Raw genomic sequence first — 13,504 nt, 5'->3', positions numbered from 1 at the left:
CTCTGCCGACACGGCAGGAATCAGTCGTACGACGCTTGTCCCGTTGAGTGGTCATGACGCGAACTCGACAAGGTCCCGCAGCCCATCCACTGGGCGGCTCCGGATGCTGACGATCCATCGACTGACGGCCGGCGACGGCTACAAATACCTCCTACAGCACATCGCGTCCGGCGACGTTGACCGCAGGATGGCGACCCCTCTGACGGCCTACTACACCTCCAGCGGATACCCACCTGGCCGATGGATTGGCAGTGGCTTAGCCGGCCTCGCAGACGGACAGCTACTGGCCGGATCCGAGGTGACCGAGGACTCGATGGCGGCCCTCTTCGGTCGCGGCGAGGACCCGCTCAACGGTCGAATCCTCGGGCGCCCGTATCCGACTTATCAGTCCCCGTCCGATCGGATCCGAGCTCAAATCCGTGGCCTCGCGCCGGGCTTGGATGACGCGCAGCGACAGGCCGCGATTGCACAGATCCGCAAGACCGAGATGCGCAAGAAGACGAAACAGGCCGTGGCCGGCTTCGACTTCACGTTCTCCCCCGCCAAGTCGGTATCAGCGCTGTGGGCAACGACCGATGTCGGCGTACAGGAGCAAATCGTCGCCGCGCATCACGAGTCCGTCCATGACGTGGTCGCGTTGATCGAACAGCACGCAGCCTTCACCCGGACCGGCGAACAGGGCATCGCGCAAATCGACATCCGCGGCCTCATCGCCGCATCGTTCGACCACTGGGACACACGCAGCGGCGACCCACAACTTCACACCCATGTGGTCGTCGCCAACCGCGTTCAAGGCCGCGAGGACGGCCTCTGGCGGACGCTCGACAGCCGCGTACTCCATCGCGCGACCGTAGCGATGTCCGAGATCCACAACGTCTTCTTAGCCGACAACCTCACCCGACGCCTCGGCATCGGATGGGAGCTACGCGACCGCGGCTCCAACCGGAATCCAGCCTTCGAAATCGACGTGATCCCTGACGAACTGATCAACGAGTTCTCGGCCAGGACAGAGCAGATCGAGGCCAACCTTGCCGCACTGCTCGAACAACGCGGCGACCAGCAACGCCCGCCCAACCGCGGTGAGATGTACGCCCTCAGACAGCAGGCAACGCTCCTGAACCGGCCGCCGAAGCACCAGACGCGACCACTCGCAGCGATGATGGCCGAGTGGAAGAACCGTGCGAATCGAGCCATCGGCGCAGACGTCCTGGCCACGATTCAGCACTCCCTCAACCAGCAAGGCGAGCGACCACTCGCCGCCGCAGATCTCAGCCCAGAAACCCTCGACGCCTACGGCGCGGCCACCGTTCTGACCCTCCAGAACAAGCGCGCCACCTGGACCCGCTGGAACCTACTAGCTGAGGCGGCCCGCCAGACCCGGCTACTTCGGCTGATCTCGTCGAGCGACCGCTTCGACGTACTCCACTCGATCGTCGAGCGCGCCGAACAGCACTCGGTCAGCCTCACCGCACCGGACCTAGTCGCCGTCCCGACAGCTCGCGCCAGCGGCGAGAGCGTCTTCACCATCCACAACGGCCAGATCTACACCTCGCCCGTCATCCTCGGCGCCGAAGCCGTACTCCTCGATCTCGCGCGCAACCCATCCGGCCCAAAGATCAGTGGCCGGCTGGTCCAGACAGACAACCTGAGCGCCGATAAGGTCCGCGCACTTCATCGCATCGCCACCAGCGGGCAGAAGGTCGAGGCCCTCCGCGGCCCGGCCGGAACCGGCAAGACGAGCCTCCTGTCCGCATTGAGCTCAACCTGGCAAAGAGCTCACGGTCAAGGCGCGATCATCGCTCTCGCACCGTCATCTGCCGCCTCCACGATCCTCTCGGATGCTATCGGAGCGCCCACCGAGAACATCGCCAAATGGATCTATGAGTCCGCCGGCCTGGGCGCGGAGATCCGCCGACAACGCATTCAAGAGACCGAGTACGCCGCTCAACTCGCCCACCGCAACCGCCGTCGACACCGCCACCAAAACCTCGCCATCCAACTGGCCGGCCTCCGCGCCGAAGACGACTGCTGGACGTTCCATGAGGACCAGCTCGTCATCGTCGACGAAGCCTCCATGGCCGGCACCATGGAACTCGCCACCCTCGCCCGCGCCACCGACCGCGCCGGAGCCAAACTCCTCCTCGTCGGCGACGACGCCCAACTCGGAGCAGCTGACACCGGCGGCGCCTTCCGCCTCATCGCCAACGACACCAACGCCGCCGAACTCAGCGATGTCTGGCGCTTCACCAACCCCTGGGAACGCGACGCAAGCCTCGCCCTCCGCGCCAGCCACCTCAGCGTCATCGAGACCTACGACGACCACGATCGCCTCGCAGCCGGCCCAGCAGGCGAGATGGAAGACGCCGCCTACCAAGCCTGGCGAGCCGACACCCACGCAGGCAAAACCAGCCTCCTCATCGCCGCCGACAACACCACCGTCGCCCGCCTCAACTCCCGCGCCCGCCTCGACCGCATCACCACCGGCGAAGTAGAGCCCGACGGCATCGAACTCCACGACGGCACCCACGTCGGCATAGGTGACCACATCGTCACCCGCCTCAACAACCGTCGCCTCCGCTACGGAAAGAGCAGCTTCGTCCAGAACGGCGACCGCTGGACCGCCATCCACCGCTGGCCCGACGGCTCCCTAACCGTCCGAAACGACACCTCGGCGACAGTCACCCTTCCCACCAGCTATGTCCAAGAATCCGTAGAACTCGCCTACGCCACCACAGCCCACCGAGCCCAAGGTGCCACTGTCGACACCGCCCACCTTGTAGTCACTGACAACCTCACCCGAGCCCTGCTCTACGTAGGCCTAACCCGCGGCCGCAACGCCAATCACGCCTACGTAGCCACCCACCAACCCACCCCAGACCTCCACGAGCCCCACTTCGAGCAAACCATGCGAGACGTCTTGGAAGCGGTCCTCACCAACGCCGGCGTCGAGCTCTCCGCACACGAAGTCATGCGCCAAGAACTCGACGACGCCACCCGTTTGGACCGTCTAGTCCCGATCTACGAACATCTGTGCCAGCTCGACGCCCGCACACGTTTTGGCAAGGCGGTCGCCTTAAGCGGTCTCGACGCCAGCAGCCAGGCAGCTCTACACGCATCACCCGCCTGCGGCGCCCTCATCGCCGAACTGCGTCGCGCCGAGCACATCCGTCTCACCATGTCCGACGTCCTACGCGAAGCGGTCGCCCAATCAACTATGACCAATGCCCACGACCCCGCCGCGATCCTCCACACGAGAGTCGAACGACTCGTTAAGAGATCACTACAGCAAACCGGCAGTAGTCCTGCGACAATCGCAGGACTACTGACCCCGGCTTATCGAGTCAGCGATCCCTCGCTTCTTCCACCCCTCAGGGAACTCGAGGCACAGATAGCCCAACGCATCGACTGGCTAGTCGTTACAACGACACGTGAAGGCCCGAGTTGGTACCAGGCGTTAGTCAAGCTGACCGCAAGCCGACCTGACTCGTCACGGAGCGCCTACCTTCGACGGATCGTCGCTTACCGCGAGCGATACGCAATTGCCGGCCCGTCGATCCTAGGATCCGAGCCGGCAGAGCGCTCGATCGCGCAGCGTGCGCAATACATGCAGATCTCGGCAGAACTTGGTAAGCCCGCGACCGATCTGCAGCCGACCCACGACACGGAGCTCGTTGCCTCTCACAGTCGGCAAGCAACGAGATAGACAGGCCCTGCGATAGCCGAGGTCGAGGTCGTGAAGATTCGGCGAAACGCAGTCAAGACCGTCCTGGTGACCGCGGCCACCGGCCGACTGCGGTTGAGTGGACTGACGCCGATCGCGGACAGCGGGATAACCACCACCACCGAGGGCCATCGCTCCTGCAGTACGGCCAACTGGACAGCATGTCGAGAAAATCAGACATCAGGTCGCTGCTCAATGAGGGAGAGCATCGAACCCTCGGACGTCCGGATCAGAGCAACTGGTCCGTCTCCCAACCCGAGCAGGAATCACTCGTCGGCCAGGACTTATCGACGCAGACTCGCCATTCGATATAAGTGCCAGTCCCATGGGGAATGCCACCCTCCTTAGACTCACCACACCCGTAGGTATTCGCGATTTTCTGAGTCTGACCCCCATGCGTCCGCCAATTTGCATACACGGAGTCATCATCACAGGCAGTGTCGGTGACTTCAATACCGTGCCCCGGGTAGAGGAATTTTCCCGTAACCCCGGTGATGACGATCCACTGCGATGTCGGAGCGTGGCTCGTGGAACTGGCGGCGGATGCGCTGAGCGGGATTCCAAGCAGAGCGACGGATGCAATGCCAACGCCAATAAGATTCTTATGCATGGGGTGCCTCCGAAAAGTGATGTGCGGTTGACTCTAGGCACCTGCAATGCCGTTGCACCACCCGCATTGCACCTTCCTGCAGATTCCTGGACATGCACGGTGACGTGTGCTATTCACCAGCCCACCTGCCGCGCGGTCAGCCAGCGCAAGAATCACAGATGGCGGTTTTGCAGGAACGTGCAATCTGCCCTGAAGGTCTCCTCACGTGGACACTTCGGTATCTACGTTGGGTAGGCGAAACGTTCCCGCCTACCGAGGAGATCTGTGGTGTCACGTATCCGCCGCCTAGGTGCATTAGCCGCGGCAACAATATTTACCGGCGCGCTCATAACTTCGCAAGCATCCGCTACTGGTCAATCTGCAACTGCGGCGCCGCCCATCTTGGTCACTCCAGCCAACACGAGCTACGTCCTGTCACCGCTGGTGACGGAACCAAGCCAGCCCAACGTTCCGCTAGGTATTCAGCTCGGCAACCGAGCGGCTGTGCCCAGCGTCGCGCAGGTGGTAATCGGCGTCTATTGCTGGGACAAAACGGGCAAGAAGTACGAGTCCGTACTGCCCGCGAGGATCGTCACGGTCCCAGGTGATCCGAGTCCGACCAAGGGCACTAACCCTATGTGGATCGAGCAGGCGCCCGTCAATGTGCCCGCGGCGTGCCAGTCGAATGGCATGCACTCGAAGCTCTTTCCTGACGGCGCGTTCTACGCGAACGTCGGCCCGGTCGGAGGCAAGGCCGAGTGGATGAAGCTGTCGAACTTCTGGATCGGCTGGACGTTCAACTACAGCAACAAGGTCAAGAACCTCGACCTGAAAACGTTCGGTACCCAGGCTGAGTCAGCCGCGCACCACACTCTGCCGGTCAAGTGGAGAACCTATTTCGAGAGCGTTCCCGGGATCTACACCGTTGACGACCCGCAGTACCTCGTCTGGTGGTGCTCGCGAGCTGGGGTCAAGGGCAACCATCCGAGCATGGCCAAGAACTACAACGACAAATGGCAGGCCTGGATCGACAAGAACCCGCACCCGACCCGCGACCAAGTTCTGAAGGCCCGCGATACGTTCTCGAACGACCCGCTGTACGTCTACAAATGCCCCTGATGACCTACCTGCTGCAGGCCCGCTCTACGACCCGCGACGTCTGGGTCCGTCATCACCACGACGGCCAGTTCGTCCGCGGGCCGTGGAAGCTGCCTGACGGGACCGACATCTACGACCTGATCGCCAACGGCGACACAGCTCGGCTCGGCTTCGTCCCCCGGTTCGTTCGCGACAACCGGGGGACACGCGTCGGTGACCTTCTGTGGACCACCGGCATGTGCAAGATCGCCTCCCGAAGGTTCATCGACGTCCTCGAGAGCATTGATGCAACTGGATACCGGACGTTCCCAGTTGATGTCCTGAACCGGGATAGCTCGTCCTTGGGAGACTTCGTCGGCTTCGCCGTGATCGACGGAGACCCCGCCTACGACCTGCGATTCAGCAACGGCTTCCAGACCTTTAGGTGCCGCGCCAGCGACCGCGTCGTCGACGCATTGCGCACCGCGGAGGTCACCGATCTGTCGATAGAAGCTGCTTCCTCACTGCCGTCGACCGATCGCACTGCATAGCCCGGCCTGGGGATACCTCATTCGCCCACCGCCAAGCCAGTGATGTGGAACAGAGGCTGGGCCAGCACGCGATTTCACTCAAGGGACGGGCGGGCGCACCCCATCCCGTCGCGTCCTTGCCCGCAAGGGTCAGCGGCTCGCTTTCGCGGGCACGGAATTCCATCCGATGCCCTGCCTGCCACCACCGCTCTTACGTTGTACGTCAGCGTCGTGGGCCGCAGCCAACACAACGTCGACGGACGATATGGGGTGTCGAGCGCATCCGGGCATAGTCGAGGCCGGCGCCCGCGTCGACCTACCCGATCCAGGAACGGGCGGCTCGTTCGGCGACGAGGGCTAGAGAACCCCGTGCATCGGAGAAGGCGCGATCCTCGCCGACAACGTCGACCAGGGCCTCAGCGGTGTCGACCCCCATCGCTTGCATTTCTGCCTTGGAGATCAGAACCCTGCCGGCCAGGACGATGCAGGGACGCCTCGCTGCCATGGCGATCTTGGCCACGCCGGCGACCACCTTGCCTTCACCTGATTGTCGGTCGAACGCACCCTCCCCGGTCAACACCAGGTCGACTCCTGACGCCTTCTCTTGCAGGCCGACGAGGTCGGCAACCAGGTCAACACCGGACATGCACTCGGCGCCCAGCAACAACAGCGCATAGCCGAGACCACCAGCGGCGCCCGCACCTGCAACAGCCGCGGTCTCGCGGTCTGCCAGGTCGGCGAACCGGGTGATGCAACGAATGACGGCGGGCCTTCGATCGTCGGAGATGCCCTTCTGAGCACCGAAGAGCGGTGTCGCGCCACGAGGGCCGAGCAGAGGGCTTTCCACGTCGGCTGCCACGACCAGCTCGATCCCCGCAAGTCGCTGCCTGGCCGGTTCAAGGTCCACCGACGTCAGGTCGCCGAGTCCGGCTGGTCCTGCATCCAATCGACCGCCGGTCGCCGTCGCTCCTAGAGCAGCCAACAGGCCGGCGCCGGCGTCGTTGGTTCCTGATCCGCCCAGTCCAAGGATGATCCGCTTCGCACCTGCCTCAGCCGCAGCAGCAACCAACTGACCGACGCCGTACGTCGATGCCTCCTCGGGCTTGCGGTGATCCGGTTCCACCAGATGGAGGCCACATGCCTGTGCTGTCTCGATGTACGCCGTGTCGCCCGCGAGCAGGATCGTCGCCGCTGCCTCCCTTCCCATCGGAGAGCGAACGGTCGTCGGCAACCGGTCGCCAACGACAACGCCGGACAGTACGTCGATGAAGCCTGGGCCGCCGTCTGCCATCGGCGCGATGAGAATCTCTGCCTGTGGATCACACCGACGCCATCCCGCTCCGATGGCCGCTGCGGCTTCGACCGCCGTCAGCGTGCCCGCGAACTTGTCGGGCGCGATGAGCACTCGCAATCCGGCGGAAGGTGTCATCGCTTGCCGATGCCTTCGAGGATCTGGGACGTGAATTCCTTGGTCGAAGACGTACCGCCCAGATCCGGGGTGCGCACCGGGGTGGAGGCCAAGACGTGCGCGAAGGAGTCGAAGATCTCCATCGCCGCTTCCGGGTGGCCGAGGTGTTCGAGCATCATCGAGGCGCTCCAGATCGCACCGAGCGGGTTGGCGATTCCCTGGCCTGCGATGTCCGGCGCTGAACCGTGCACGGGCTCGAACATCGACGGGTAGTCGCGTTCCGGGTTGAGGTTGGCCGCCGGCGCGACGCCGATGCTGCCGGCCACCGCGGCGGCCAGATCGCTGAGGATGTCGCCGAACAGGTTCGAACCCACGATCACGTCGAACTGCGCCGGGTCGAGCACGATCTTGGCCGCGAGCGCATCGATGTGTTCCTGCCGCCAGGTGACGCCGGGATGCCGCTCGGCCTGCTCGACCACCAACTCGTCCCAGAAAGGCATTGTGTGAACTATGCCGTTCGACTTCGTCGCAGACACCAGATTGCCCTGCCGCTCGCCCGCCAGAGTGAAGGCGTAGTCCAGAATGCGCTCGACTCCCGGCCGGGTGAAGACCGCTTCCTGCACGGCCATCTCATCGGGAAAGCCGCGGTTCAGCCGGCCGCCGATCTCGGAGTACTCGCCCTCGACATTCTCCCGGACCACCACGAAGTCGACGTCCTGAACGTCGCTCAACGGACTGCGCATCCCCTCGAGCACGGTGATCGGCCGGCGATTGACGTACTGCCGAAACTGCCGCCGGATCGGAATCAGCAGACCCCACAAAGACACGTGATCCGGCACGCCGGGCCAGCCGACGGCCCCGAGCAGAATCGCATCGTGCCCACGGATCTGATCGAGCCCGTCGGCGGGCATCATCGCGCCTTCCGCGAGGTACCGCTCGCAGGACCAGCCGAACACGTCATACACGAACTCGATCCCATGACGGGCCCCGACCGCCTCGAGAACAGCGCACGCCGGCGGCAGCACCTCCTGCCCGATACCGTCGCCGGGGATGAGCGCAATGCGGTGCTTGGTGGTCGCCATACAGGCAAGTAAACGGTTCACCGTCGCGTCGTGTCCAAGAGCAGCTTGTCACCCAAGAGATAGGCAACGCCTATTAGGACGTGGCCTTCAGTTCGCGCTCGATCGCGGCGACAGCCTGGACATGCGAGGTCGACCATTCTGCGAGTCGTTCACGGGAGAAACGCACGCTGGGTACTGCGATACAGACCGCTGCAAGCGGGGTGCCGTCCGGGCCACGTACGGCGCGGCCGATCGCCGTGACGCCCGCTTCGGTGCTCTGGTTATTGAGGGCGAAACCCTGTTTGCGGGTTTGCCTCAATGCGCTCTGAAGCCGAGGAAGGTCAACCGGCGACGCATCCGGGGCAGCATAGAGACTGGCGACCTCCGTCTCCTTCAAACAGGCCAGCAGCGCGAGCCCACCGGAGGCCAGGTGCGCGGGCAGCATTCGCCCGGCCCGGTTGCCGACCCGCAGTACGTGTTCGCTCTCCACCGATGCGACGAAGCGAATGTGGTCTCCCACTAGGACCTGGAGATTCGCCGTCTCGTCACATCTCCCGACGAGCTGCTGCAGGTGCGGGAGTGCCAACCGGCGAAGTTGTTCAGCTGACGGCAGTCCCCGCCGGAACTGGATCGCGGGGCCGGCGACGTACCGGCGGTGCTCATCCTGAGCCGCATAGCCGTGGTAGACGAGCATGGCCAACAGCCGATGCGCGGTGGACCGAGCGACCCCGAGACGCTCCGCGGCATCCGTCAGGCGGAGCGAACCCTCCTCCTGCAGGACCGTCAGCAGGTTCAGCGCGTGATCGACCGACTCGATCCCATAAGCGGGCTTGTTCTTCACACCAGAATAGTACGTCCTGCTCTCCAGAAGTAGTTATATCTTGAAGGACATGACTCCAGCGCCACCTTCCCCTGTCGTTCTCGAGGTCCTGGACGCACCGGGACAGCCGCCGGTCACGTCCGAACTTCGCGACCTGTACGACGGATTCGAACGCGAACTGCTGGTCCCGCTGTGGACAGAGATCGGCGAGTTGATGCCGCTCAGCCCCACCCCGGCAGCGATCCCGCATGTCTGGCGCTGGAACCGCTTACGCGAGTTGGCCGCGATGGCGGGCGACCTGGTGCCGGTCGGCCGCGGCGGCGAACGACGCGCAATCGCCCTCGCCAACCCGGGACTCGGCGGGGCGCCCTTCGCGACGCCGACGCTCTGGGCAGCCATCCAGTACCTGAACCCTGGCGAGGACGCACCCGTGCATCGCCATACCCAGAACGCTTTCCGCTTCGTCCTGGAGGGCGAAGGTGTCTGGACCGTTGTCGACGGCGACCCCGTGGCGATGCGACGTGGCGACTTCCTGCTCACCCCCGGCTGGCACTTCCATGGACACCACAACCAGAGCAGTACTCCGATGTCGTGGCTCGACGGCCTGGACATCCCCTTCGTCCACGCGATGGGCTCGGGGTTCTTCGAGGACGGGCCGGAGACCGTTGCGGATCGCTCGACGCCGCGGATCTCGCGATCGGAACGCCTATGGGCGCATCCGGGACTTCTCCCCGTTGCCGGCAGCCAATCGCGTCCGAGTTCGCCGATAGCTGCCTATCGCTGGGAGCATACCGACGCCGCATTGACTCAGCAGTTGGTTCTCGAAGAAGAGGGACATGCCGGGGTGGTCGAACCGGGCCATGCCGCGGTCCGGTTCAGCAATCCGACCAACGGCGGAGATGTGATGCCGACGATGCGTGCCGAGATGCACCGTCTGCTCGCCGGAGTAAGGACCGCGCCGGTACGGGAGGTCGGATCAGCGGTCTGGCAGATCTTCGACGGAGAGGGCACGGTCGAGGTCGGCGGGCAGGCTCAGCAGGTCGGTCCGGGCGATCTGGTGGCCATACCGTCCTGGACCTGGCTGTCCTTCGAGGCCGCAAGCGGGCTCGACCTCTTCCGCTTCACCGACGCGCCGATCTTCGAGCGGTTGCATGCTGATCGGCGCGAAACTCGATGAATGGCGGTGAGGTCGACCCCGTCCTTGCGCAACAGTGGGCTGCGAGTGGGACCTCACTGTTTCTCGGGCTGGTCGGCAGCCTTGCCGACACTGAACTGGACCAGCCGACCCTGTTGCCTGGTTGGTCACGTCGCCGCCTCATCGCGCACCTCGCAGCCAATGCCGAAGGCCTCGGACGCCTGGTCACCTGGGCGAGCACCGGTGAAGTCACCCTGATGTACGCCTCAGCGGAGGACCGGATTGCTGCGATCGATCGCGGCAGCCGGCTGCCGACCGCCTACCTTCGAGCGTGGCTCCAGCGCACCGCCGACGAATTGGAATCCGGCCTTGGGTCACTCTCGCCCCGTCACCTCAGTGCCACAGTGATGACCTCTCAGGGCCGCGAGATCGCCGCCTCGCAACTGGTGTGGCTCCGAGCGAGGGAGGTCAACGTACACTCCGTCGATCTCGACGCCGGCCTCACTTTCGCCGACCTCGAGCCGGCGTTCGCCCGGACCCTCATCACCGATGTCCTGCGACTTCGGGGCAGCCGCGGCGCCGACCCGGCCCTCGACCTGCGAGCCATCGACTCGGTCGACACCTGGCAGCTGGACGGCAGTGGCCCCACGACACTTGTCTCGGCTCCCTTGGCCCGGCTGGCAGGCTGGCTGACCGGCCGCGAAAACCGCACGGATCTTCCCTCTTTGTCCGCCTGGCTGTGAGCAGTCCCCCAACGAATCTGACGGAGCAACCATGACCACCACACTCACCACGGCCGACGCGCTGACCACCCTCGACCTCACACCGACCTTTGACGTCACCTACCTGCCCCGGAAGATCGAGGAGCTACTGGCGACCACCGAGAAGCCCCTGCATCGCGCGATCGTGAAGAACTATCTCCGGCACGCGCTGCTCGAGCTGTCCGGCTACTGGGACCAGATCCTCGTTCCGGAGCTGACCGTCGCCGAACCGGCGTACCGGATCGCCGAGCGAGGCGCCGTCCACGTCCTCACCGGTCACGCGGACGTCGAGGCCTTCTATCGGCAGGTCGCCGAAAGCCGTACCAACGTGATGGCGGCGCGGGCGGTCAACCTCGGTGTCGCAGACTTCGGGGTGGTGACCGAGATGATCTTCTGCCACCAGGTGCCCGGCGCGCTGCTGGCCGCCGAAGAGGTCGACTTCGCCATCGACCCGGACGCTCACTATCTGGTTGAGCACACCATCATCCAGAACTTCACCTATACCTCCGACGCCAAGCTCATCGGCGAACGGGTGTACGACGACCCCGCCAGCTACAGCTACCGAAAGCTGGAACCGGCCGAGGTAGTGACGCCCGAACTGGCCCGCGAGCAGCTGGCACCGCTGCTCGACCGAGCGACTCTCGACCTGATCTGACCGGAATTGACCTGAGCCATCCTTGCGCCGGACCCGAGCCATGACGAACCACAAGATCGTCACCGCGGGCGCGCTTGCCATCGCCTACGAGGAGAGCGGCGATCCGCGGGGCGGGCCGGTCATCCTGGCCCATGGATTCCCCTACGACGTCAGGGCATTCGATGAGGTCGCCGCGATCCTTGCGACGCAAGGAGCCAGGGTCATCGTTCCGTACCTGCGTGGCTATGGACCCACCGCGTTTCTCGACCAGAGCACCCCGCGATCCGGCGAGCAGACCGCGCTGGGGATGGACCTGCTTGCGCTGATGGATGCCTTGGGCATCGACAGCGCCGGCTTGGCCGGCTTCGACTGGGGCGGCCGGGCGGCCTGCGTCGTCGCCGCCCTGCATCCGGAGCGAGTGGACTTCCTGGTCTCCGCGAACGGCTACCTGATCCAGGATCTCGCCGCCGCCGACGTACCGGCGGCGCCGGAGATCGAGCACCGCCTTTGGTATCAGTACTACTTCCATTCGGAGCGTGGCCGCAAGGGCCTCGATCTGCACCGACGCGAACTCTGCGACCTGCTCTGGCGCCTCTGGTCGCCCACTTGGTCGTTCACCCAGCAGACCTACGATCGAACGGCAAGCTCTTTCGACAATCCGGATTTCGTTGCTGTGGTCACCCATTCCTACCGGCATCGCTTCGGCCTCGCGGCCGGCGATCCTGCCCTCGTCCAGGTGCAGTCACGGCTGGCTGAACTGCCGGCCATCACCGTTCCCACCATCACGATCGACGGCGACGACGACGCGGTGGTGGCCGCGAGTGACGGCGAGGCCCACGCGCGGCACTTCACCCAGCGGCGAGAGCACCGCCGCATCCCGCACGCGGGTCACAACCTTCCCCAAGAAGCAGCTGCAGAGTTCGCGGCGGCGATCCTCAGCCTTGTGCAGAACCGCTGACCGCGCGGTTACGCAGTACGCCGAGACCGTCGATGCTGGTCTCCAGTACCTCCCCATCCTGCAAGTACCGCGGTGGCTTGCGCGCCCGGCCGACTCCTCCCGGCGTTCCGGTGACAATCACATCGCCCGGATGAAGAGTGACCATGGTGGAGATGTAGCTGACCAGGAACTCTGGTCCGTGCACCAGGTCCGCGGTCGACGACTCCTGCATGGTCTCGCCGTCGAGGACCGATCGGATCGTCGCACCGGGTGTGAACTGGTCCGGCGTGACGAGTGCCGGCCCGAGTGGCGTCGAATGCTCCCAGTTCTTGCCCTGCAGCCATTCCTTCGTCCGGAACTGCCACGTTCGCATCGACACGTCGTTGCAGATCGTGAAGCCGGCGATGTGCTCGGCAGCGTCTGCCTCGGCAATCCGCCGACCGGGCTTCCCGATGACGACGGCAAGCTCGGCCTCCCAGTCGACGGCCGGATCCTCAGGCGGCAGCTCGATATCGTCGTACGGTCCGATCAAGGCGTCGGCGTACTTCGAGAACAGTGTTGGGTACTCCGGCAGCTCGCGCCCCATCTCGAGGATATGACCGCGGTAGTTCAGCCCGACGCAGATGATCTTGCCCGGTCGCGGGACGACAGCAGCGAGGTCGGTTCCCGCGAGAGGATGACGCGTCCCCCTCGCCGCTGCCGCGATCCGGGCCCAGTCGGGATCGGCGAGAAGCTCGCCCACATCCCCGAAGCCGATCTCGACGAGACTTTCTCCGTCCTGCCGGACCGCGCGGGTTCCACCGTCGACCCGAATTGTCAGCAGTCTCACTG

General features: G+C 64.7%; 11 protein-coding genes. 7 read left to right on the top strand and 4 right to left on the bottom strand.

Going from position 1 to position 13,504, the window contains the following annotated elements; translation table 11 throughout:
* Positions 1–103 precede the first annotated feature (103 nt).
* From mobF to ACFVWG_RS21090, 3 genes are all read left to right on the top strand, one after another.
* Positions 104–3,703, top strand: a complete 3,600-nt coding sequence (gene mobF / locus ACFVWG_RS21100) for a MobF family relaxase (RefSeq protein WP_391545033.1) — start codon at positions 104–106, stop codon at positions 3,701–3,703.
* An 895-nt stretch (positions 3,704–4,598) separates the two neighbouring features.
* On the top strand, positions 4,599–5,429 hold the full coding sequence (locus tag ACFVWG_RS21095; RefSeq protein ID WP_391545032.1) for a hypothetical protein: 831 nt from the start codon (positions 4,599–4,601) through the stop codon (positions 5,427–5,429).
* Positions 5,429–5,938 (top strand): hypothetical protein, encoded by a 510-nt coding sequence (locus ACFVWG_RS21090; RefSeq protein ID WP_391545031.1) that lies wholly within the window; start codon positions 5,429–5,431, stop codon positions 5,936–5,938. Before ACFVWG_RS21095 ends, ACFVWG_RS21090 begins: the two co-directional genes overlap by 1 nt.
* Before the next feature lie 295 nt (positions 5,939–6,233).
* Here the strand turns inward: ACFVWG_RS21090 and ACFVWG_RS21085 are convergent, their stop codons facing one another.
* From ACFVWG_RS21085 to ACFVWG_RS21075, 3 genes are all read right to left on the bottom strand, one after another.
* The gene (locus tag ACFVWG_RS21085; protein ID WP_391545030.1) at positions 6,234–7,346 is read right to left on the bottom strand and encodes a glycerate kinase; all 1,113 of its coding nucleotides are present in this window, start codon (positions 7,344–7,346) and stop codon (positions 6,234–6,236) included.
* Positions 7,343–8,407, bottom strand: a complete 1,065-nt coding sequence (locus tag ACFVWG_RS21080) for a tartrate dehydrogenase (RefSeq protein ID WP_391545029.1) — start codon at positions 8,405–8,407, stop codon at positions 7,343–7,345. The genes ACFVWG_RS21085 and ACFVWG_RS21080 overlap by 4 nt, the downstream gene beginning before the upstream one ends.
* A gap of 73 nt (positions 8,408–8,480) precedes the next feature.
* On the bottom strand, positions 8,481–9,227 hold the full coding sequence (locus ACFVWG_RS21075) for an IclR family transcriptional regulator (protein WP_391545028.1): 747 nt from the start codon (positions 9,225–9,227) through the stop codon (positions 8,481–8,483).
* Positions 9,228–9,276: 49 nt separating this feature from the next.
* On the opposite strand from ACFVWG_RS21075, the gene ACFVWG_RS21070 reads away from it, so the two are divergent.
* The 4 genes from ACFVWG_RS21070 to ACFVWG_RS21055 are packed head-to-tail and all read left to right on the top strand — an operon-like array spanning position 9,277 to position 12,694.
* Positions 9,277–10,383 (top strand): cupin domain-containing protein, encoded by a 1,107-nt coding sequence (locus ACFVWG_RS21070; RefSeq protein WP_391545027.1) that lies wholly within the window; start codon positions 9,277–9,279, stop codon positions 10,381–10,383.
* Positions 10,380–11,084 carry a maleylpyruvate isomerase family mycothiol-dependent enzyme gene (locus ACFVWG_RS21065; RefSeq protein WP_391545026.1) on the top strand — a complete coding sequence of 235 codons (705 nt, stop codon included), beginning with the start codon at positions 10,380–10,382 and terminating at the stop codon, positions 11,082–11,084. The genes ACFVWG_RS21070 and ACFVWG_RS21065 overlap by 4 nt, the downstream gene beginning before the upstream one ends.
* A 31-nt stretch (positions 11,085–11,115) precedes the next feature.
* Positions 11,116–11,757, top strand: coding sequence for a hypothetical protein (locus ACFVWG_RS21060; protein ID WP_391545025.1), 642 nt, complete (start codon positions 11,116–11,118; stop codon positions 11,755–11,757).
* 40 nt (positions 11,758–11,797) lie between these two features.
* Positions 11,798–12,694 (top strand): alpha/beta fold hydrolase, encoded by an 897-nt coding sequence (locus tag ACFVWG_RS21055; protein ID WP_391545024.1) that lies wholly within the window; start codon positions 11,798–11,800, stop codon positions 12,692–12,694.
* Here ACFVWG_RS21055 and ACFVWG_RS21050 read toward each other — a convergent pair.
* Entirely contained in the window at positions 12,672–13,502 is an 831-nt protein-coding gene (locus ACFVWG_RS21050) for a fumarylacetoacetate hydrolase family protein (RefSeq protein ID WP_391545023.1), read from the bottom strand. The two genes, ACFVWG_RS21055 and ACFVWG_RS21050, sit on opposite strands and share 23 nt — an antisense overlap.
* Positions 13,503–13,504 lie beyond the last annotated feature (2 nt).

Source organism: Kribbella sp. NPDC058245 (assembly GCF_042882005.1).
Taxonomy (GTDB): Bacteria; Actinomycetota; Actinomycetes; order Propionibacteriales; family Kribbellaceae; genus Kribbella.
This window is presented reverse-complemented; position numbering and strand designations above follow the sequence as displayed.